Origin of the sequence: Prauserella isguenensis (assembly GCF_014191605.1) — a bacterium.
Classification (GTDB): Bacteria; Actinomycetota; Actinomycetes; order Mycobacteriales; family Pseudonocardiaceae; genus Prauserella; species Prauserella isguenensis.
Genome location: NZ_JACHWU010000002.1, coordinates 83,494 through 104,308 on the forward strand (window position 1 = coordinate 83,494; position 20,815 = coordinate 104,308).

Here is a 20,815-nt window from a genome sequence, read left to right on the forward strand (position 1 = left end):
GCTCGGTGGCCTGGGCGGCGCCCGCTCAGCCCGCGCTGTGCAGGACGGCCAGTGCGCGCTCGGCGTGCACCGCCATACGCAGCTCACTCTTGACGACCCCGAGCACCCGGCGGTCGGTGCCGATGACGAACGTGTGCCGCTTGGTGGCGAGCGGCCCGAAAGCGCGTCGCACACCGAACTGCCGGGCGACCGCGGCGTCGGCGTCCGACAACAGCGGAAAGCCCATGTCGTGGGTGGTGGCGAACTTCTGCTGCTTGTCCACCGGGTCCGGGCTGATGCCGACCCGGTGGGCTCCGATCGCGGCGAACTCGGCCGCGTGGTCGCGGAAGTGGCACGCCTCGGCGGTGCACCCGGGCGTCATCGCGGCGGGGTAGAAGAACAGCACGACCGGGCCGGTCTCGAGGAATCCGGTCAGTGACCGCGGGGTGCCGCACTGGTCGGGCAGGGTGAAATCCGGGGCGTACTCGCCGTTGTTCATGCCGGGGAGTATCGCTGGTCGAGTACGGCCGCGATCTCGGGGCCCGTGGCGCTGCCGCCGTAGTGGTCGCCGCGGCCCGCGAAGATGCCGACGTCCCGGAGTCGCTGGGCGTGTGCGGCGTTGCGGACGCCGTCCGCGCCCACCCGTTTGATGCCCAGCTCCCGAGCGCGTTCGAGCAGCGCGTACAGGTGTGCCCGCGCGTTGTCGGCCTCGGTGGTGCCCTCGGTGGCGAGACCGTCGACCAGTGGGCCGGACAGGATCGCGAATCCCACGGGCAGCCTGTGCGTGTGCACCAGTTCAAGGTCCGAGGCGCCGGAGACGGCGAGGGTGATCTTCACGTCGAGGTCGGACAGAACCGACAGCGTGTCCAGCACTTCGCCGCGCGGGTCGAACAGCGCGAGGCTGTCGGTGCAGATCCGCAATTTGTGATGCGGCAGTCCGGTGCGCTCGAACTCGTCGCGGATGATGCGCACGAGGTTCGGGTCGACGGCCAGCCGCGTCGGCAGCCGCACGCACAGGTCGGGTGCGGTGGGGAAGTCGCGGTACCAGGCCGCGGCGTCCGACATCGACTCGGTCAGCAGCAGGGTGCCGAGCCTCGGGGTCATGCCGGTGGTGTCGGCGAGCGGGAAGAAGTCGGCACCGGTCAACGTGCCGTGCTCGGGATGGTTCCAGCGCAGGACCGCGTTCACCACGGCGATCTCGTCGCTGCCGTCCAGCTTGACCGTGGGCTGGTACTCGACCTCGAACTCGCCGTTCTCCATCCCGCCGCCGATACCGGCCCCGATGCCGTAGCGCTTGCGGCCCCCGAGTCCAGCTCGGGCTCGAACAGCATCCACTGCGCACGGCCGGCCTCCTTGGCGCGGTGCAGCGTGATCTCAGCGGCCCGCTGGACCTCCTCGGTCGTGCCGGTGCCCGCGTCATGGACGACGATGCCCGCGCTGATGCCCACCGCCACGCCCCGGTCACCGATGTAGACCGGTTCGGCCAGCTCGGCCATGGCGGTTTCGACCAGCTCGATCACCGAGGCGGCCGTGACGCCACCGCGCTGGAGCACGCCGAAGCCGTCGCCGGAGAGCCGGGCGACGACGGTGTCCGGCCCGCGGAACACCGTCTCGAGTTTGCCCGCTGCGTAGCGCAGCACCTCGTCGGCCGCACCGGGGCCGAGCCCGTCGTTGACGACCTTGAAGCCGTCGACGTCGAGGAAGACGATCGCGACGCGGTCGGACTCCGGCGAGCCGAGCCACGTTTCGAGCGTCGTGTGGAAGCTGCGCGCGTTCGGCAGGCCGGTCAGCTGGTCGTGGGTGTTCTGCCTGCGCAGCGCCTCGCGCAGCAACTGCAGTTCGTTGATGTTCTCGGCCAGCAGCACCGGGTGCAGCCGCTCGCCCTCACCGCTCGGCAGTGCGGTGACGGTCACGTTCGTCAGCGCGGAACTCTCCTCGGCCCGCCCGAGGTTCACCTGCTCGCGCTTGCGGGGGCGGCCGTCCTCGGCGAGGTCGGCCAGCGCGGTTCGCAGGGCGGCCACGTCACGCTCGTCGGTGCCGAGCCCGGTCAGCGTCACGCCGACGAGCTCGTCGAGCGTCATGTCGAGCAGGTCGAGCATGGCCGGGTTCGCATCGAGGACGGCGCCGTCGGGATCGGCGAGGACGACACCGCACGGTGCGGCGGCGTAGAGGGCGGCGAAGCGCTCCACCGCGGAGTCGTGCCGGGTCCGGCAGTGTGTCGTCGCGGCATCGGCGGCCTCCCGGACCGCGGACGCGACGGCGCGCTCGAGTTCGGCCGTGGGCGCGTCGGACCCGGCCGCGTCGGCGATCTCGGCGGCCCACCGGCGGGCGATGTGGGACAACCCTGGTGCGTCACCAGGCTCGGGCACCGTGCACCTCTCTCGACGGACGGCACAGCCGTGCGGTTCAGCTGCCCCGACTGAGCTGGGGCACGGCCTCGACAGGCCGAAGGCCGGCTCGCCCGTCTGCCAACCTGCGGAACTGTCCACGTAGGGAGCACTGCAGAGTGTGCGTCGGCGGTCGAGTCGGCCGTCGGATATGCAACATCATCATGCCAACCGTGCTCTGTCCACCGACTGTACGGGTGGTTTCTACGGGGAGTAGGCGTCACGCTCCGTAGTTAGACCGGCTGGAGGTGCACCGGGAGGCCGTCGACCGGTACGGGCAGCGAAACGTAGTCCCACCGGACCTCGTAGTCGTCCGGCACGGTGATCCGGTACGAGCGGACCAGCTCGTGCAGCAGCGCCTTCGTCTCGTACATGCCGAAATGCAGTCCGATGCACTTGTGCGCGCCGCCACCGAAGGGCATCCACGCGAACCGGTGCGACTTGTCCTCGCGGCGGTCGGCGGCGAACCGCTCGGGGTCGAACCGGTGCGGATCGGTCCAGCACGCCGGGTCGAAGTGGTTCACGGAGGGCGCGACCCCGACGAGCGTGCCCTCCGGGATGTAATGCCCGAGCACCTCGGTGTCCTTGACGGTGGCGCGGGACAGGCTCGGCACCGGCGCGACGAGCCGCAACGCCTCCTTGATGACCAGCTCCAGCGACGTCAGCGAGTCGAGCGCGGCCATGTCCGGATGGTCGTCGCCGAGGGCGAGCGACTCGTCGCGGACGCGCTCCTGCCACTCGGGGTTCTTGGCGAGGTAGTACGCCGCGGCCGTCGAGGTGATCGTGGTGGTGTCGTGCGCCGCCATCATGAGGAACACCATGTGGTTGACGACGTCGAGGTCGGTGAACCGCTCGCCGTCGGGTGTCGTGGCATGGCAGAGCGCGGAGAAGAGGTCGTCACCGTCGCTCGCGCGCTTGGCGGGCAGGTTCTCGGTGAAGTACCGCTCGAGCCGCTTCCGGCCTTCGAGGCCGGCGCGCCATCGTCCGCCCGGGACCGGATAGCGCAGCAACGCCGTGCCCGCCCGCACGCACGCCACGAAAGCGCGGTTGATCTCGCGGGCCTCGTCGTCGCTGCGCATGTCCATGAAGACGCGGGTCGCGACGTCCAGGGTGAGCTGCTTGAGCGCCCAATACAGCCGCGGCGACGAGGGCCACGCGCCGACCCCCTGCCGCAGGGCCGGCCCCATGCTCGCGACGTAGCCGGCGAGCCGGTGGCGAGTGAAGGCCTCCTGCATGATCCGCCGGTGCATGCGGTGCTCGTCGAAGTCGAGCAGCATGAGTCCGCGGTGGAAGAACTTGTCGATGAAGAAGCGCCAGCCCTCCTGGGAGAACGCCTTGTCGCGGTTGACCAGCGCGGCTTGCGTCGCGTCGGCGCCTGTGAGAGTGACGATCCGTTGGCCGAACGCACCGGTCCACGACACCGGCCCGTAGCGCTCGAACCGGCGGAGTCCGAAGCTGACGCCGAAACGCATCTGGGTGAGGGCGTTGCCCACGAGCGGCGGCCCCGCGTCGCCGAGCACGGGCGCGAGCCCGCTGCCCGCGGGCGGCTCGGCGAGTTCCCGCGCGGGCCAGCGTTGGTGCAGCAGGCGGTCGTCGACGCGTCCGGGCAGCGGCCACGCGGTGAGTGGTGGGATGCGTTCCCGGAGCACCGTGCTGACCCGGTCGATCGCGGCGCTGGTCGCGCCGCGTGCGGCGTTGACTGGCGTGACGGCCATGGCGGCACCATCTCCTCGTCGAGACCCGCATCCACGGTGCCGCACCTGTTGGCAGTACGACAAGGGCGTTCCCCCGGTCGCAGGGAAAGCTTCGGGGTGCGGCGGGTGTCAGTCCCTCGGGGCGGCACGGGCTGTGGCGGAGCCGATGCGGAAGTCGGCGAGTCGCACCCGGCGGGTCCGGGTGCGGTACTCCCGCGTACGCCCCGGCCAGTTCGACACGACGCGGCCGCCCGCGGCCCGGTACCAGCTGCGGCAGCGGGTCCACACCGACCGTGTGAGCCTGCCCTGGACCATGGCGTCCCAAGCGCGCTCGGCCTCCGGCCGTACGTCGAGGTAGCGGCCGGGGCGCGCTCGGAGCTTGCTCACGGCGTCACGGATGTAGCGCGCCTGGCTCTCCAGCATGTGGACGATCGAGCCGCCGCCGAGGTTCGTGTTCGGGCCGTACATGAGGAACATGTTGGGAAACCCGGGCACCGTGATACCGAGGTGCGCGCGGGCGCCGTCGCTCCAGGCGTCGCTGATCGGGCGGTGGCCGAGACCGTGGATCTTCATCGGGGCGAGCAGGTCCTGCGCGGCGAACCCGGTGCCGTAGATGATGACGTCGGCCTCGTGGAGCGTGCCGTCGGCGGTGCGCACGCCCTCGGGAGTGATCTCGGCGACGTCGTCGGTCACGAGGTCGACAGTGGAGTCCGTGAGCGCGGGCAGGTAGTCGTTGCTGAACAGGACGCGTTTACAGCCGAGCGCGTAGTCAGGCGTCAGTCGCTCGCGCAGCCGCGGGTCGGCGACCTTCTCCCGCAGGTGCCTGGTCGCCTGCCGGGCGAACAGCGGGGTGAACACCCGCCACCGCGAGAGGCATTCCTGAGCGAACTCGGCGTAGAGCCAGAACCCGAGCCGGTCGAGCTTCTGCAGCGCGGGGAGGGCCCGCAGCGGCAAGTGGTACCAGCGGTCGTAGGCGTGGTCGCGTTTGGGCAGGATGTACTGCGCCGAACGTTGGAACACGGTCATGCGTCCGACCTGCGGCCGAATCTCCGGCACGAACTGAATCGCACTCGCGCCCGTGCCGATCACGGCGACGCGCTTGCCGGTCAGATCGCAGTCGTGATCCCACTCGGCGGAGTGGAACGCCCTGCCCCGGAAGGTCTCTCTGCCGGGGATGTCCGGGTAGGACGGCCGGGACAGTTGGCCGACGGCCGGGATGAACGCGGTGGTCTCGTACTCCTCGCCGCCGGTGGTGCGCACCAGCCAGCGCGCGCTCGTCTCGTCGAACTCGGCCGACGCGACCTCGCGGCCGAAGCGGATCCGGTCGGTGATGCCGTACTCCCGGGCCACGCGCTGCAGATAGGCCAGGATGTCGGGCTGGCGGGCGTAGCGGCGTGGCCAGCGGGTGACGCCGGCGAACGAGAACGAGTAGAGCGGCGAGGGCACGTCGCAACCCGCGCCCGGGTAGCTGTTCTCCCGCCACACGCCGCCCACGTCGGCCGCTTGCTCCAGGATCACGACGTCGTCGATGCCGTGGCGCCGCAACTCGATCGCCATGGCGATGCCGCCGAAACCGGCTCCGACGATCAGTGCGGTGCTGCGCATGGTCGGGGTGGACGCTGTTCGACTAGGCGCCGTCCGGTCGGGAGTGGTCATGGTTGCAGCGTAGGGAGACGCCCCGGGCCCGCCCACCGCCGCGGCGGACACAATGTTGATACTTTCGGACACGTGGCCGGCTGGGATTTTCCTCGCGGTGTGGCGAGCACTGCGCTGCTGGCCGGGTTCGCGGAGGAACTCGGCCAGTCGATCGACGACGTCCTGGCGGGCACGAACCTGGCCCCGGAGACGCTGCGTGACCCGCAGGCACGCGTCGCGGCGGAGCAGGAACTGGCCGTGGTGCGCAACCTGGTCCGCCGGCACCCCGACCGCGATCCCGGGGTGCTGGGGCTGCAGGCGGGCGCGCGGTATCACGCGACGTCGTACGGCATCTGGGGTTACGCGGTGACGAGCTGTGCGACCGTGCGGGAGGCCGTCGAGCTGGCGCTACGGTACGTCGAGCTGACCTACGTCTTCTGTCTGCCGGAGCTGCACACCACCGGGCCGCTCGCCGAGCTGCGCTGCCGCGACGACGACGTGCCCGCGGACGTGCGCGCGTTCCTGGTGGCGCGCGAGGTGTCCGCCATCCTGACGCTCGTCCGGGAGCAGGCCGGTACGGAGCTGCGCCCGACGACGGTGTCGCTGCACGTGCCGGAGCCCGCGGACAGGGCGCCGTACCGCGTGGCGTTCGGTGTCGAGCCGGAGTTCGGCGACCGCACCCGGGTCACCTTCCCGCATGCGTTACTGGACCGGCCGATGCCGCAGGCCAGCGAACACACCCTGGCGTGGTGCGAACGACAGTGCCGTGAGGCGCTCGACGCGCTGCGGCGCGGCACCGGGATGGCGACCCGGGTGCGCCGCGCGCTCGCCGGCATCGGTCCGGGTGCGGGGATGGCGCGGATCGCCGCCGAGCTGTCGATGACCGAGCGCACGCTGCGCCGCAGGCTCGCCGCGGAAGGTGTGAACTACCGCGACCTGGTCGACGAGGTGCGGCGCGGGTGGGCGGAGGAGCTGCTCGCCGACGAGACGCTGACGGTCGAGCAGATCGCGCACCGGCTCGGCTACAGCGAACCGTCGAGTTTCCTCCACGCGTTCGCGCGGTGGCACGGCATGCCGCCGCGCGAGTTCAGGCGCCGAACCGGATCCGCGCGTCCGACAGCCGCGCGCTGAGCACCGGGGTCCGGCCTGCGAGGTAGCCGAGCGGGCCACGCGGGTTGACGTTCCACGCGGCCGCGGCCGCGCCCGGTTTCGCCGCCGACCGCACGGCGCTGGTCAGTGGGCCGTCGGTGGTTTCCTGGCGGATCGCGAAGGACGCGGGCATGCGGGCGGGCAGGCTCGGCCGCGGGGTGAAGGCGGCCGTGGCGATCCAGTCCCCTCCGCCTGGTGCGTCCTCACCGTTGGTGCTCGCCGTGGCGGTGAAACCGCGGCCGCCGGCGAATTCGAGGTCGGCGAGCTCCTTCGGGATCGCCCACAGCGCACGGCCACCCGCCAGCGACGCGGGGCTGTCGACCCAGATCTCGGTGATGGTCGCGGTCGGGGTGAGGCCGCCGCGGACGACGACGGCGCTGAGCAGCTCGTGGTACGACATCTGCCCGGACGGCAGGTAGTCGAACCAGGCGGTGGCCACCAGCCCCGTGCCGCCGAGCGTCACAGGACGTGCCGTGGTGGGCAGTCGCGGCAGTCGGGCGACCGGGACCGTCCACAGCGACAGGTAGGCGTTCGCGGTGAGATGCCACGGTTCGGGCGGGTACTCCGGCGTGGACACCGGGGTAGGGGAGTGGGACGGCTGCGGTGAGGTCATCAGCGGCTCCAGGGGAGGAAGTCGGGCAGGTCCTGTTCGGGGCCGAGGGTGAACTGCGGCGGGCGTTTCTGCAGGAACGACAGGACACCTTCGACGGCGTCCGGGTTGTCACCGATGCTCGCGATGAGCCGTGAGTCGACCTCGTGCACCGGTTCGGGGGAGTCGAGCGCCGCCATCCGGTACAGCAGTTGCCGGGTCACCGCGACCGACACGGGTGCGGTGTTGGCGACGAGGTCGGCCGCGAGCGCGTACGCGGCGTCGAGCAGCTCGGCGGGTTCGTGGACGCTGTGGACGAGACCGGCGCGCTCGGCCTCGGAGGCGTCGAACAGCCTGCCGCTGATCATCCAGTCCATCGCCCGTCCCATGCCGACCAGCCGCGGCAGGAACCACGCCGAGGCGCCCTCCGGGTAGATGCCCCGGCGGTGAAGACGAAGCCGAAGCGGGTGTCGGTGGCGGCGAGGCGGTAGTCGGCCGACAGCGTGATGGTCAGACCGCCGCCGACGGCGTTGCCGTGCAGCGCGGCGATCACCGGCTTGTCCATCGTGAAGATGCGTTTCGAGCAGCGCCCTGCCGGTTCCTGCCAGGCGGCGTCCGGTCCGGTGTCGGGATCGAAGTCGAACCCGCCCTGGGAGAGGTCGGCGCCGACGGAGAAGTCCTTGCCCTCACCGGTCAGGACGACGACGCGGACGCCGGGGTCGCGGTCGGCGCGGTCCAACGCGGCGGCCAGCTCGTCGGCCATCCGGACCGTGTAGCCGTTGCGTGCCTCGGGGCGATTCAGCGTGACCGTGGCGATCCTGTCCGCCACGCGGTACTCGATCTCGGTGAAGTCGGTCGTCGTGTCACCCACGAGGTGTTCTCCCGGTGTGGTCGTCGAAGCTCCGGCGGGCTGGCGGCGTTCTCCCGCGGCGGTGGGCGGGTGCCGAGGTGTCGAGACCTGCCTACGGGCTTGCTGGCAGTGTGTCAACAAGGTAAAAACAATCACGCGTGCTTGATTCGACGCGTGACACCGGCTTACGGTGCCGTGCGCGACGGCGCGGACGACGAACCCGCAGGTGATGCGGGAACTGGGACAAGGAGGTACCCGGGTGGCCGATCTCGAGGCGATCCTCGACGACCTCGACGCGGAGAGCGCCGAACTCGACGAGCTGGTCGCACGACTGTCCGACGCGGGCTGGCACCGGCCCACGCCTGCCGAAGGTTGGACGATCGCGCATCAGATCGCCCACCTCACCTGGACCGACGACAAGGCGCTGCTCGCCGCGCGCGAGCCCGACGACTTCGGTGCCGAGCTCGTCCGCGCCCTCGACGGTGGCGAAGGGTACGTCGACGCGGGCGCGCGCGAGATCGCGGAGACCGCGCCGCCTGCCGAGCTGCTGCGTCGTTGGCGCGCGGGCCGGGCGGCGCTGCGGGAGGCGCTGGCCGCCGTGCCCGACGGGCAGAAGCTGCCCTGGTACGGCCCGCCGATGAGCACGGCGTCCATGGCGACCGCACGGCTGATGGAGACCTGGGCACACGGCCAGGACGTCGCCGACGCGCTCGAGGTGGTGCGGACCCCGACCGCCCGGCTGTGGCACGTCGCTCGCATCGGCGTCCGCACTCGCGACTTCGCCTTCCTCGCCCGCGACCGGACCCCGCCCGGCGCCCAGTTCCGCGTCGAGCTGACCGCACCCGGCGGCGCGCCGTGGACCTTCGGCCCCGACGACGCCGCCGACCACGTCACCGGCAGCGCCCTCGACTTCTGCCTGCTCGTCACCCAGCGACGCCACCGCGACGACACCGACCTGCAGGCGACCTCCGGTGCCGAGGAGTGGCTCCGGATCGCCCAGGCGTTCGCCGGCCCGCCCGGCGGAGGGCGGGCCCCGGGACAGTTCGCCATCGATCCGCCGCCCGCCACGGAAGGCACGCCCTCCGCAGGGCCGAAGGAGTGACCGTGACCGACCCCCTGCGGACGCCGGAACGCCTCGCGCTGCGCGCCACCGTGCGCGAGTTCATGGACCGCGACGTGCTGCCGCACCTCGACGACTGGGAAGCCGCGGGTGAGCTGCCGCGGTGGCTGCACAAGAAGGCGGGCGACGCCGGGCTGCTCGGTGCCGCACTGCCGGAAGAGGCGGGTGGCGGCGGCGGGGACTTCCTCGACGCGCTCGTCGTGACGGAGGAGATCCACGACGCGGGCGGCTCGGGCGGTCTCGTGGCGTCGCTGCTCACGTGCGGCATCGCGGTGCCGCACATGGCGGCCGTCGGCGACGTGGACCAGCTCGAGAAGTGGGTCAAACCCGCACTCGCGGGCGACAAGGTGTGTTCCCTGGCGATCACCGAGCCCGAGGGCGGCTCCGACGTCGCCGGCATCCGCACCACGGCGCGGCGGGACGGCGACGAGTACGTCATCAACGGCGCCAAGACGTTCATCACCTCGGGCTGCCGTGCCGACTTCGTCACCACCGCCGTGCGCACGGGTGGTGAGGGTGCCCACGGCCTGTCGCTCATCGTCGTGGAGAAGCCCACGCCGGGACTGACGGTCGGCCGCAAACTCGACAAGATGGGCTGGCGCTGCTCGGACACCGCCGAGCTGTTCTACGACGACGTGCGGGTGCCCGCGGCGAACCTGATCGGCCCGGAAGGCAGCGGATTCCTGCAGATCGCCACGCAGTTCGTGAGCGAGCGGCTGTCGCTGGCGATCCAGGCGTACGCGACGGCGCAGCGTGCGCTGAACGTCACCGCCGAGTGGTGCCGCACGCGCGAGACGTTCGGCCGCCCGCTGATCTCCCGTCAGCTGGTGCAGCACAAGCTCACCGACATGGCGCGGAAGGTCGACGTGGCGCGGACCTACACCCGCGAGGTCGCGAAACGGCACGCCGCGGGCGAGGACGTGATCGCCGAGGCGTGCTTCGCCAAGAACACCGCGGTCGAAACCGGTGAATGGGTCGTGGCCGAGGCGGTGCAGCTGCACGGCGGGCTCGGTTACATGAGCGAGTCCGAAGTGGAACGCCACTACCGCGACGTCCGGATCCTCGGCATCGGCGGTGGTACCACCGAGGTCCTCACCGGACTGGCGGCCAAGCGGCTCGGCTACACGAGCTGACCGCCCCGCTCCGCACGCAGCACGTCCCGTCCGGCGAGCCACGTTCGGTACGGACCCCCGTCACGACGCAGGAAGGAAACCGCACATGGTGGGCTTCACCGAGTCCGAGGAACGGCAGGCGCTCCGGCAGGCCGTCTCGGAGCTTGCGCACAAGTACGGCCACGAGTACTACACGGGGAAGGCGCGCGGCGGCGGGAAGACGGACGAGCTGTGGGACGAGGCGGGCGCCCTCGGATACCTCGGCGTGTCCGTCCCCGAGGAGTACGGCGGTGGTGGCGGTGGCATCGGCGACCTCGCAGCGGTGTGCGAGGAGTTCTGCGCCGCGGGCACGCCGATGCTGCTGATGGTCGTGTCACCGGCGATCTGCGCGACCGTGATCGCCCGCTACGGCACCGACGAGCAGCGCGCGCGGTGGCTGCCCGGATTCGCCGACGGCAGTGTGCGCATGGCGTTCGGGATCACCGAGCCGGACGCGGGGTCGAACTCTCACCGCATCACGACCACGGCCGCCCGGGATGGGGAGGATTGGATCCTCAACGGCCGCAAGGTGTTCGTGTCCGGTGTGGACGAAGCCGACGCGGTGCTGATCGTCGGCAGGACCACGGACGCCAGGACCGGCAAGCTCAAACCGGCCCTGTTCGTCGTCCCGACCGACACGCCGGGGTTCGAGTACAAGGAGATCCCGATGGATCTCGTGTCGGCGGACAAGCAGTTCGGGCTGTTCCTCGACGACGTGCGGCTGCCCGCCGACGCGCTCGTCGGCTCGGAGGACGCCGCGCTGGCACAGCTGTTCGCCGGGCTCAATCCGGAACGCATCATGAGCGCGGCGTTCTCCGTCGGCATCGCCCGGTACGCCCTCGACAAGGCCGCGGCGTATGCGAAGGACCGCAACGTGTGGGGCGCGCCGATCGGCTCGCACCAGGGCATCGCGCACCCGCTCGCCGAGGTCAAGATCGAGACCGAGCTGGCCAAGCTGATGGGGCAGAAGGCCGCGGCGTTGTACGACGCGGGCGACGACCACGGCGCGGGCGAGGCGGCGAACATGGCCAAGTACGCCGCCGCCGAGGCCGCGACCCGCACCGTCGACCAGGCGGTCCAGACCCACGGCGGCAACGGTCTGGCCTCCGAGTACGGTCTCGGCACGCTGCTCGGTGCCGTGAGGGTGGGCAGGATCGCGCCGGTCAGCCGTGAGATGGTGCTCAACTTCGTCGCCCAGCACAGTCTGGGCCTGCCGAAGTCGTACTGATGCCGTCGCGCTCCGCGGCGGGACACGAGGAGCGGATGCCGTTGAACGCGCCCACCGGCGACGTGCCCACCGGTGACACCCCACGCGGCGATACTCCCCCCGACCGGCCCTTTCCGTCCGCTCCGGCCGGCGAGGAACCGGCCGGAGCGGGTGGGCGCAGGCCACGGCAGGCGCGCAGCCGCACGACGCGCCGCAAGCTCCTCGGTGCGGCGGTCGAGGCTCTCGCCGAACGCGGCTGGCATGCCACGACGATGCTCGAGGTGGCCGAGCGGGCCGGGGTGTCCCGCGGCGCGGCGCAGCATCACTTCCCGACACGTGAGGCACTCGTCGTGGCCGCCGTGGAACAGCTCGCCGAGGAGCAGATCACCGAACTACGGCAGCGCGCCGACGCGTTGCCGTCCGGCCACGCGCGGACGGCGGCGGTGGCCGAGATGCTGCTCGACCTCTACACCGGCGTGAAGTTTCGTGCCGCGCTGGACCTGTGGGTGGCCGCCTCGCACGACGAGGGCCTGCGGGACGTCCTGGTGCCGCTGCAGGCCCGGGTCGGCCGGGAGGCGCACCGCGTCGCGGTGGAACTGCTCGGCGCCGACGAAACGCGGCCCGGGGTGCGCGAAGCCGTGCAGGCCACGCTCGATCTGGCGCGCGGACTGGGGCTCGCCAACCTGCTCACCGACGACGGGCCGCGCCGCGCACAGATCGTCCGGCAGTGGGCTCACATGCTGGACGCGGCCGTCTGACCCGGCTCACGCGCGCCGAACCTCGAACAGGAAACAGCCGAACTCCACCGCGCGCACCTGGACGAACGCGACGTCGGACATGGCGTCGCGGGCCGGTTCGGGTGCCCGGCTCGGCGGCGTCAGTTCTCGTCGGCCGGTGCGCCGATGTCCTCGAACCACAGGGCGGGCCGTTCGCGGATGAACGTCTCCATGAGGGCGGTGCAGTCCGGGTCGTCGAGGATCGTGACGTCGACGCCGGCCGCGGCGAGCCAGTCGTGACCGCCGGAGAACGTGGCCGCCTCGCCGATGACGAGCCCGCCGATGCCGAACTGGCGGACGAGACCGCTGCAGTACCAGCAGGGCGAGAGCGTGGTGACCATGATCGTGTCGCGGTAGTGGGGCCGCCTGCCCGCGTTCCGGAAGGCCGCCGTCTCGGCGTGCATGATCGGGTCGTCGTCCTGGACCCTGCGGTTGCGGCCGCGGCCGAGCAGCGTGCCGTCGAGGGTGAACAGGGCCGCGCCGATCGGCACGCCGCCCTCGTCTGCGCCCGCGCGGGCCTCGGCCTTCGCCGGGCCGAGCAGTGCGTGCGGGTCGGTGGGCCGGGTCATGAACTTCTCCTCGGTGTCGCGGTTTCTGGGGCGGGTCGGTGGTGACGCGCCGGTGGTGGCGTGCCTGCGGGTCGTGCCCGGGTGTCCATTCGGGACGGCGAGTGCCCGGATCGAGCCGCGCCGGGCCCTGGTGCTTCAGGTGAGCGGTTGCTTAGTATGGGCCCGCGGGGGACAACGTTGTCGCGGAGCCCGGAGGTGAGTCGTCGTGACGTGCGCGCGTGCGGGTGGTCATCGTGGTCAGCGTCCGTCTCCGGTCATGGCGCCCAGCATGCGCAGGGCGAGCTCGCCGTATTCGCGGGCGAGCGCCTCCGGGCCGAGGCGCGTCCGGTCGGTGTACCAGCGCGCGACGTCCACACCCAGCGACAGCACCGCGCGTGCCGCCGTGTGCGCGTCACCGACGGTGAACAGCCCGGCCGCGACACCGCGTTCTACCACGTCGCGGACCAGTCGTTCGATGTCCCGGCGCAGGCTCGCCACGACGCCGTACTCCTGCTCCGGCAGCGCCTCCAGCTCGTACTGCACCACGCGCGCGATCGTGTGCCGCCGCGCGTGCCACGCCGTGAACCGCTCCACGAGATCGCGGATCGCCGCAGCCGGGTCCTCGGCCTCGGCGACGGCCTGCTGTGTCAGCGACAGCACCTGTTCGTGGCCGCTCCGGCTGATCGCGAACAACAGCGCCGCCTTCGACGGGAAGTGCACGTACAGCGCCGCAGGGCTCATCCCCGCCGTCGCCGCGATGTCCCGCGTCGTGGTGGCGTGGTACCCGCGCTGTGCGAACGACTCGACACCGGCGAGCATCAGCCGCCGCGCCGCGTCGGGTTGCACTTCCGGCCACAGGTCGGCCGGCTGCGGGCCGGCGGACGGGATCCCAGACATGTCAGCAGTGTAAGCGAGCGCTCAGCGCGGATTGGAGTACGACGACATGACGAGCACCGCAGGGGCCGGCGATCTCACCGGAACCGTCGCCGTGGTGACGGGTGCGAGCAGGGGCATCGGCCTCGGCATTGCACAGGATCTGGTGAACCGCGGCGCGAAGGTGTGCATCACCGCGCGCAAACCCGATCCGCTGGCCGAGGCGGTGACGCAGCTCGGTGGCGACGACGTCGCGCTCGGCGTGCCGGGCAGGGCCGACGACCCCGAGCACCGCCAGGACGCGGTGGACCGGACCATGCAGAAGTTCGGCCGCATCGACTACCTGGTCAACAACACGGGCATCAACCCGCACTTCGGCTCGTTGCTGGACTGCGACGACGCCGCCGCGGCGAAGATCTTCCAGGTCAACGTCCTCTCCCCGCTGGCGTGGACCCGAGCGGTGCGCGACGCGTGGATGGGCGAGCACGGTGGCTCGATCGTCAACGTCGCCTCGGTGGCGGGCATCCGCAACTCGCCGGGCATCGGTATGTACGGCGTGAGCAAGGCCGCGGTCATCCGCGCGACCTCCGAACTCGCCGGGGAACTGGGCCCGAAGATCCGCGTCAACTGTGTGGCCCCCGCGATCGTGAAGACGCAGTTCGCCACCCAGCTCTACGAGGGCAGGGAGGCCGAGGTGGCCTCGTCCTACCCGCTCAAGCGTCTTGGCGTGCCCTCCGACATCGCCGGCGCGGTGACGTTCCTGCTGTCCGACCAGGCCGCATGGCTGACCGGTCAGACGCTCGTGCTGGACGGCGGCGTGACGCTCGGCGGTGGCCTGTGAGTGTCGTGCTGGACGGTGCGGGTGTCGTGATCACCGGTGCCGGCCGGGGGATCGGTGCCTCGCTTGCCCGGAGTTTCGCCGGGGAGGGCGCACGTCTCGTGCTGGCCGACACCGACGGCCCGGCCGTCGAGGCGGTCGCGCGGGAACTCGGTGCCGCGGCGGTGCCGGGCGACGCGGCCACCGAGGACGGTGTGCGCACCCTGGTCGCGCGCGCTCGCGACGAACTCGGCGAGGTGGACCTGTACTGCGCGAACGCGGGTGTCGCCGAACACGGCGGACCCGAGGCGACGGAGGATGCCTGGGCCCGTTCGTGGGAGGTCAACGTGATGGCCCACGTGCGGGCTGCCAGGGAGCTCGTCCCGCGCTGGCTGGAGCGCGGGAACGGTCACCTGCTCGTGACCGCCTCGGCGGCGGGACTGCTCACGAACCTCGGCTCCGCGCCGTACTCGGTCACCAAGCACGGCGCGGTCGGCTTCGCCGAATGGCTCGCGGCGACCTACCGGCACCGGGGTATCGGGGTGCAGGTCGTGTGCCCGCAGGGTGTGCGCACCGCGCTGCTCGACGACGCGGGCGCGGCAGGGCAGGCGCTGCTCGGCGCCGACGCGATCGAACCGGAGGACGTCGCCGCGGCCGTGCTCGACGGTCTCCGGGACGGCCGGTTCCTCATCCTTCCCCACCCGGAGGTCGCCGGGTTCTACGTCAAACGCGCCACCGAGACCGATCGCTGGCTCGGCGGGATGAACAAGCTGCAGCGACGCCTCGAGGACGCCGTCGGCGGGCCCACGCCGTGACGGTGGGCCCCGTCCGGATCCGGCACGTCCGCCGGGCGGGGCCCACCGGCGGCGCGCGGCAGGGCAGCGGCGAGGGATTCAGGGCCCGGCCTTCTAGGGTGGGCGCATGACCCACGAACACGTCGTCGTCGTGACCACCACCGATTCGGAGGACGCGGCCCGGAGCCTGGCCGCCGCCGCCGTCGAGGAGCGACTCGGCGCCTGCGCACAGATCGTCGGCCCCATCACCAGCGTGTACCGCTGGGAGGGCGCAATCGAGACCGACGCCGAATGGCGGGTCGAGGTCAAGACCGCCCGTGACCGCGCCGACAGCCTCGTCGCACTGCTCAGCGAGCGGCACAGCTACGACGTGCCCGAGGTGATCGTCACGCCTGTCACGGGCGGGCATCGGGACTACCTGTCCTGGCTGGTCGACGAGACTCGCTGACGACCCGCGCCAGCGGGTGGGGACGCCCTCCATGTCTTCGGGACGCCTCCACCCGCTGCGGCGGCTCGGTGATCCGTGCGGGCAATGACCGTGCGGATCACTGACCGAGCGGGCCGTGATTCGGGCGGGGAGCGATCGGCCGGGCACAGTGATCGGGCGGGCACAGTGATCGGCCGGGCAGTGACTCAGGCGGGCAGATTCACGAGCTCACCCAACGCGGCCCGGTGCCTGCCTGGAGCGCCGAACGCGACCTGACTCGCCTTGGCCCGCTTGAGATACAGGTGCGCCGGGTGCTCCCACGTCATGCCGATGCCGCCGTGGAGCTGGATGCACTCCTCGGCCGCGTGGACGGCCGTCTCCGCGCAGTACGACCGGGCCAGCGCCACCGCGACCGGAGCGTCGGCGTCGCCGCGGGCCAGCGTGTCCGCGGCGTACCGCGCGGCCGCCCGCGCGCCCACCAGTTCGAGCCACAGGTCGGCCAGCCGGTGTTTGAGCGCCTGGAACGAGCCGACCGGCCTGCCGAACTGGTACCGGCCCTTGAGGTACTCCACCGTCTCGTCGAGACACCACTGGGCGAGGCCGAGCTGTTCCGACGCGAGCAGGCCGGCGCCGGTCGTCAGGGCGCCGGCCACGGCGTCCGGGGCGCGGTCCGGTCCGGCCAGCCGGGTAGCGGTGGCACCGCGGAGCGACACGTCGGCGATCCGGCGGGTCAGGTCGAACGACACCGGTGCGGCCACGTCGGCGGTGGCCGCGTCGACGGCGTAGAGCCCGGGACCGTCCGGGCTCGTGGCCGGGACCACGAACACGTCCGCGACCGTGCCGTCGGCGACGGACGTGACCGTGCCGTCGAGCGTGCCGTCAGCGGTGGCCGTGACGTCTCCGGGGAACCCGGTGTCGGTCATGGTCGACAGCGGGACGGCGAGCGCACCGACGGCCTCGCCCCCGGCGAGCCTGCGCAGCAGGCCCGCGACCTCGGCCGATGCCGTGTCGCAGCCGAGCAGCGCCGACGTGGCCAGCACGGCACTGCCGAGGAACGGTACCGGCGCGACCGAGCGGCCCAGTTCTTCGAGGACGAGCGCCACCTCGCGGGCCGACGCGCCCTGTCCACCGAGCTCCTCCGGCACCGCGAGTCCGGCCGTGCCGAGGTCGCGGGCGAGGGTGCGCCACAAGCCCAGGTCGTACGGCTCGTCGCTCTCCACCCTCGCGAGCAGGGACTCCGGTGTGCACCGGTCGGTGAGCAGATCGCGCACGCTGGCGCGCAGATCGGTCTCGACGTCCGAGTAGAGCAGGTCCGCGTTGGTCATCGGGGCAGGTCCTTCCAGGCGACGTCCTTGTCCGTGCGCGGTTCCGACGGCAGTCCCAGCACGCGCTCGGCGATGATGTTGCGGAGCACCTCGGAGGTGCCGCCCTCGATCGAATTGCCCTTACTGCGCAGATACCGGTAGCCGGCCTCACGTCCGGTGAAGTCGACGAGCTCCGGCCTGCGCATCGACCAGTCGTCGTAACGCAGCGCGTCCTCGTCGAGGATCTCCAGTTCGAGCGCGGCGAGTCGCTGTGCCACGGTCGCGAACGCCAGCTTCATGCCCGAACCCTCCGGCCCGGGCTGGCCGAGGGCCAGCTGCTGGCGCAGTCTGCTGCCCGCGAGCCGGAACGCCTCCGCCTCCGCCCACAGTGCCAGCAGGCGGTCCCGCAGCTCCGGCGTGCGCAGTTCGGGGTGGTCGCGCCAGGTCGCGGCGACCTTGCCGACCATGCCGCCCTCACGGGGCTGGGCGTTGCCGCCGATCGCGACACGTTCGTTCATCAACGTCGTCTGCGCGACCTGCCAGCCCGCCCCGACCTCGCCGAGCCGCTGCGCGTCCGGGATCCGGGCGTCGGTCAGGAACACCTCGTTGAACTCGGCCTCGCCGGTGATCTGCCGCAGCGGCCGCACCTCGACGCCGGGCTGATTCATGTCCAGCACGAAGTAGGTCATGCCCCGGTGTTTCGGCACGTCCGGATCGGTGCGCGTGACGAGGATGGCCCACTGGGCGGTGTGCGCACTGGAGGTCCACACCTTCTGCCCGTTGACGATCCAGTCTTCCCCGTCCCGCACGGCCCGCGTGGCGAGCGCCGCCAGGTCGGAACCCGCTCCCGGTTCGGAGAACAGCTGGCACCACACCTCCTCGCCGGTCCACAACGGACGGAGTAGGCGCTTCTTCAGCTCCTCGCTGCCGAACTTCAGGATCGTGGGCGCGGCCATGCCGAGTCCGATCCCGATGCGCCGCGGGTTGTTGTCCGGCGCACCGGCGGCGGCGAACTCGGCGTCCACGACGGACTGCAGCTCCCGGGGAGCGTCGAGCCCGCCCAGGCCGGCGGGGAAGTGCACCCAGGCCAGGCCCGCGTCGTACCGGGCACGTAGGAATTCGAGCCGGTCGGTCGTGGCCGGATCGTGGGCGGCGAGGACGTCGGCGACGCGGGCGCGCAGGCCCTCGGCGTCGAGTCCCTTCTGGGACGTCGTCGTCATCACAGGTACCTCTTCAGTTCTCTGCGGGCGAGGGATCGTTTGTGCGCTTCGTCGGGTCCGTCGGCCAGCCGCAGCGTGCGGGCGGAGGCCCACAGCCCGGCGAGCGGGAAGTCCTGGCTCACGCCGCCCGCCCCGTGCAACTGGATCGCCCTGTCCAGAATGGATTCGACGGCCCGTGGTGTGGCGATCTTGATGGCCTGGATCTCCGTGTGAGCGCCCTTGTTGCCCGCCGTGTCCATGAGCCACGCCGTCTTGAGCACCAGCAGGCGCAGCGACTCGATGGTGACGCGCGACTCGGCGATCCACTCCTGCACCACGCCCTGTTTCGCCAGCGGGGCACCGAACGCCTCACGGCCGACCGCGCGGGTGCACATGAGCTCCACGGCGCGCTCGGCCATGCCGAGCAGCCGCATGCAGTGGTGGATACGTCCCGGACCGAGACGGGCCTGGGCGATGGCGAACCCGCCGCCCTCCTCGCCGATGAGGTTCTCCGCGGGCACCCGCACGTCGTCGAACACCACCTCGGCGTGCCCGCCGCCGGCGCTGTCGTCGTAGCCGAAGACCTGCATGCCGCGCTTGACGTGCAGCCCCGGCGTGTCACGGGGGACCAGGATCATGCTTTGCTGGCGGTGCGGCTCGGCGTCCGGGTCGGTCTTGCCCATCACGATGAAGACGCGGCAGTTCGGGTTCATGGCCCCGGAGATGAACCACTTCCGTCCGTTGAGGACGTAGGTGTCGCCGTCCCGCTCGATCCGGGTGGCGATGTTGCGGGCGTCGGAGGAGGCCACGTCCGGTTCGGTCATCGCGAACGCCGACCGGATCGTCCCGTCCAGCAACGGCTCCAGCCACGTGCGCTTCTGCTCGGCGGATCCGAACATGTGCAGCACTTCCATGTTGCCGGTGTCGGGGGCTGCGCAGTTCAGTGCGGCCGGCGCCAGTTCGGGACTGCGGCCGGTGATCTCCGCGAGCGGCGCGTACTGCAGGTTCGTCAGTCCGCCGCCGTCCGAACCGGGGAGGAAGAAGTTCCACAGGCCCCGTGTGCGTGCCTCGGTCTTGAGCTCCTCGACGACGGGCGGAACCGACCACGGATCGCTGCGCTCGGCGAGCTGCTCGTGGAACACCTGCTCGGCCGGGTACACGTGGGAGTCCATGAACTCCCGGAGCCGCCCGCTGAGCTCCTCGGTGGTGCTGTCGACGGCGAAGTCCATCAGTTCCCTTTCAGTGCGGAGTTGCCGAGCGCGACGAGCGGGGCGACGCCGGCCCCGATGCGGTCGAATCCCTCGCCGACGGTCTGCCCGTGGCTGTAGCGGTAGTAGATGCCCTCGAGGATCACCGCGAGCTTGAACAGCGCGAATCCCAGGTACCAGCCCAGGTCGGACACGTCGCGCCCGGACGCACGGGTGTAGGCGTCGGCGATCTCGTCCGGCGACGGGTGTCCCGGTGCCGCGCCGACGTCGCTGACCGTGTCGAGGTCGAGCGTGTGCAGCTGCGAGTACGCCAGCAACAGCGCCAGGTCGGTGAGCGGGTCGCCGAGCGTCGACATCTCCCAGTCGAGCACCGCGTTGATGCGGTCGTCGGTTCCCACCAGCACGTTGTCCAGGCGGTAGTCACCGTGCACGATCGACGGTGCGGGCGAGGGCGGAATGCGTGCCGCGAGCCGTTCGTGGAGCTCGTCGATGCCCGGCACGTCCCGGCTGCGCGATGCGGCCAGTTGTTTCGACCACCGCCGGAGCTGGCGTTCCAGGAACCCGTCGGGTTTGCCGAAGTCGGCGAGGCCGACTGCCGTCGGATCGACGGCGTGCAGCTCCACGAGGGTGTCGACCAGCCGGCCGGTGATCGCCCGCGTGCGCTCCTCGCCCCGTGGCCGCAACTGTTCGGCGGTCCGCAGCGGGGAGCCCTCGACGAAGTCCATGACGTAGAACTGCGCGCCGAGGACGTCGTCGTCGGTACACAGCACGTGGGCGCGGGGGACCGGCACCGGCGTGCCGTGCAGCCCGCTGATGACCCGGTACTCGCGGCTCATGTCGTGCGCGGTCGGCAGCACGTGCCCGAGCGGAGGGCGCCGGAGCACCAGCCGTCGGGAGCCGTCGTCGACGATGTAGGTGAGATTCGACCGGCCGCCCTCGACCAGTCGTGCCGTCAGCGGTCCGGTGACCGTGCCGGGTAGCTCCCGGTCCAGATACGTCCGCAGACGCGCCAGGTCCACGCCGGGGGGATCTGCGTCGCTCAATCCGACCTCCTTGTCCTGAGCGGGCGTCGGTGCGGGGGTGCCCGGCGGACCGGGCACCCCTGCGG

20 protein-coding genes and 1 pseudogene are annotated in these 20,815 nt (G+C 71.6%); 8 read left to right on the top strand and 13 right to left on the bottom strand.

Annotation, left to right across the window (positions count from 1 at the left end; all coding sequences use genetic code 11):
* Positions 1-25 precede the first annotated feature (25 nt).
* The 5 genes from FHS23_RS08870 to FHS23_RS08885 form a co-directional block, all read right to left on the bottom strand.
* Positions 26-478, bottom strand: a complete 453-nt coding sequence (locus FHS23_RS08870; RefSeq protein WP_183651508.1) for a peroxiredoxin — start codon at positions 476-478, stop codon at positions 26-28.
* Positions 475-1,239 carry an EAL domain-containing protein gene (locus FHS23_RS23140; RefSeq protein WP_246381897.1) on the bottom strand — a complete coding sequence of 255 codons (765 nt, stop codon included), beginning with the start codon at positions 1,237-1,239 and terminating at the stop codon, positions 475-477. The genes FHS23_RS08870 and FHS23_RS23140 overlap by 4 nt, the downstream gene beginning before the upstream one ends.
* Complete coding sequence (locus FHS23_RS23535; protein ID WP_343053765.1) at positions 1,164-2,348, bottom strand: diguanylate cyclase domain-containing protein; 1,185 nt, start codon at positions 2,346-2,348, stop codon at positions 1,164-1,166. Before FHS23_RS23535 ends, FHS23_RS23140 begins: the two co-directional genes overlap by 76 nt.
* Positions 2,349-2,599: 251 nt before the next feature.
* Complete coding sequence (locus FHS23_RS08880) at positions 2,600-4,081, bottom strand: cytochrome P450 (RefSeq protein ID WP_183651511.1); 1,482 nt, start codon at positions 4,079-4,081, stop codon at positions 2,600-2,602.
* A gap of 108 nt (positions 4,082-4,189) precedes the next feature.
* Positions 4,190-5,665 carry a flavin-containing monooxygenase gene (locus FHS23_RS08885; RefSeq protein WP_183653665.1) on the bottom strand — a complete coding sequence of 492 codons (1,476 nt, stop codon included), beginning with the start codon at positions 5,663-5,665 and terminating at the stop codon, positions 4,190-4,192.
* A gap of 123 nt (positions 5,666-5,788) precedes the next feature.
* Here FHS23_RS08885 and FHS23_RS08890 point away from each other — a divergent pair, with 123 nt between their 5' ends.
* A complete protein-coding gene (locus tag FHS23_RS08890; protein ID WP_183651514.1) occupies positions 5,789-6,826 on the top strand; it encodes an AraC family transcriptional regulator ligand-binding domain-containing protein in 1,038 nt (345 codons plus the stop codon).
* Here the strand turns inward: FHS23_RS08890 and FHS23_RS08895 are convergent.
* Together FHS23_RS08895 and FHS23_RS08900 are read right to left on the bottom strand one after the other, a co-directional pair.
* The gene (locus FHS23_RS08895; RefSeq protein ID WP_183651517.1) at positions 6,783-7,457 is read right to left on the bottom strand and encodes an acetoacetate decarboxylase family protein; all 675 of its coding nucleotides are present in this window, start codon (positions 7,455-7,457) and stop codon (positions 6,783-6,785) included. The genes FHS23_RS08890 and FHS23_RS08895 overlap by 44 nt on opposite strands.
* A pseudogene (locus FHS23_RS08900) lies at positions 7,457-8,304 on the bottom strand (enoyl-CoA hydratase-related protein). Before FHS23_RS08900 ends, FHS23_RS08895 begins: the two are co-directional and overlap by 1 nt.
* A 238-nt stretch (positions 8,305-8,542) precedes the next feature.
* On the opposite strand from FHS23_RS08900, the gene FHS23_RS08905 reads away from it, so the two are divergent.
* The 4 genes from FHS23_RS08905 to FHS23_RS08920 all read left to right on the top strand — a co-directional run bounded on the left by FHS23_RS08905 (position 8,543) and on the right by FHS23_RS08920 (position 12,519).
* The gene (locus tag FHS23_RS08905) at positions 8,543-9,385 is read left to right on the top strand and encodes a TIGR03084 family metal-binding protein (RefSeq protein ID WP_183651520.1); all 843 of its coding nucleotides are present in this window, start codon (positions 8,543-8,545) and stop codon (positions 9,383-9,385) included.
* A gap of 2 nt (positions 9,386-9,387) precedes the next feature.
* Positions 9,388-10,536: an acyl-CoA dehydrogenase family protein gene (locus tag FHS23_RS08910; protein ID WP_183651523.1), complete on the top strand. Its 1,149-nt coding sequence runs from the start codon at positions 9,388-9,390 to the stop codon at positions 10,534-10,536.
* A gap of 88 nt (positions 10,537-10,624) precedes the next feature.
* Complete coding sequence (locus FHS23_RS08915) at positions 10,625-11,782, top strand: acyl-CoA dehydrogenase family protein (protein ID WP_183653668.1); 1,158 nt, start codon at positions 10,625-10,627, stop codon at positions 11,780-11,782.
* Entirely contained in the window at positions 11,782-12,519 is a 738-nt protein-coding gene (locus FHS23_RS08920) for a TetR/AcrR family transcriptional regulator (RefSeq protein ID WP_246381900.1), read from the top strand. The genes FHS23_RS08915 and FHS23_RS08920 overlap by 1 nt, the downstream gene beginning before the upstream one ends.
* A gap of 119 nt (positions 12,520-12,638) precedes the next feature.
* Here FHS23_RS08920 and FHS23_RS08925 read toward each other — a convergent pair whose 3' ends face one another.
* Entirely contained in the window at positions 12,639-13,106 is a 468-nt protein-coding gene (locus FHS23_RS08925; RefSeq protein WP_183651526.1) for a nucleoside deaminase, read from the bottom strand.
* 237 nt (positions 13,107-13,343) lie between these two features.
* The gene (locus FHS23_RS08930) at positions 13,344-13,982 is read right to left on the bottom strand and encodes a TetR/AcrR family transcriptional regulator (RefSeq protein WP_183651529.1); all 639 of its coding nucleotides are present in this window, start codon (positions 13,980-13,982) and stop codon (positions 13,344-13,346) included.
* Between the two features lie 46 nt (positions 13,983-14,028).
* Here FHS23_RS08930 and FHS23_RS08935 point away from each other — a divergent pair, with 46 nt between their 5' ends.
* The 3 genes from FHS23_RS08935 (at position 14,029) to cutA (ending at position 16,017) form a co-directional block, all read left to right on the top strand.
* A complete protein-coding gene (locus tag FHS23_RS08935) occupies positions 14,029-14,799 on the top strand; it encodes an SDR family oxidoreductase (RefSeq protein ID WP_183651532.1) in 771 nt (256 codons plus the stop codon).
* Positions 14,796-15,590, top strand: coding sequence for an SDR family NAD(P)-dependent oxidoreductase (locus tag FHS23_RS08940; RefSeq protein WP_183651535.1), 795 nt, complete (start codon positions 14,796-14,798; stop codon positions 15,588-15,590). Before FHS23_RS08935 ends, FHS23_RS08940 begins: the two co-directional genes overlap by 4 nt.
* Before the next feature lie 106 nt (positions 15,591-15,696).
* Positions 15,697-16,017 (top strand): divalent-cation tolerance protein CutA, encoded by a 321-nt coding sequence (gene cutA, locus FHS23_RS08945; RefSeq protein ID WP_183651538.1) that lies wholly within the window; start codon positions 15,697-15,699, stop codon positions 16,015-16,017.
* 185 nt (positions 16,018-16,202) lie between these two features.
* On the opposite strand, the gene FHS23_RS08950 is transcribed toward cutA, so the two are convergent.
* From FHS23_RS08950 to FHS23_RS08965, 4 genes are read right to left on the bottom strand one after another with little or no spacing between them, the layout of a single operon-like run.
* On the bottom strand, positions 16,203-17,321 hold the full coding sequence (locus FHS23_RS08950) for an acyl-CoA dehydrogenase family protein (protein WP_183651541.1): 1,119 nt from the start codon (positions 17,319-17,321) through the stop codon (positions 16,203-16,205).
* Positions 17,318-18,520 carry an acyl-CoA dehydrogenase family protein gene (locus FHS23_RS08955; RefSeq protein ID WP_183651543.1) on the bottom strand — a complete coding sequence of 401 codons (1,203 nt, stop codon included), beginning with the start codon at positions 18,518-18,520 and terminating at the stop codon, positions 17,318-17,320. Before FHS23_RS08955 ends, FHS23_RS08950 begins: the two co-directional genes overlap by 4 nt.
* Positions 18,520-19,728: an acyl-CoA dehydrogenase family protein gene (locus tag FHS23_RS08960; RefSeq protein ID WP_183651546.1), complete on the bottom strand. Its 1,209-nt coding sequence runs from the start codon at positions 19,726-19,728 to the stop codon at positions 18,520-18,522. Before FHS23_RS08960 ends, FHS23_RS08955 begins: the two co-directional genes overlap by 1 nt.
* A complete protein-coding gene (locus FHS23_RS08965; protein WP_183651549.1) occupies positions 19,728-20,750 on the bottom strand; it encodes a phosphotransferase family protein in 1,023 nt (340 codons plus the stop codon). The genes FHS23_RS08960 and FHS23_RS08965 overlap by 1 nt, the downstream gene beginning before the upstream one ends.
* Between the last annotated feature and the right edge of the window lie 65 nt (positions 20,751-20,815).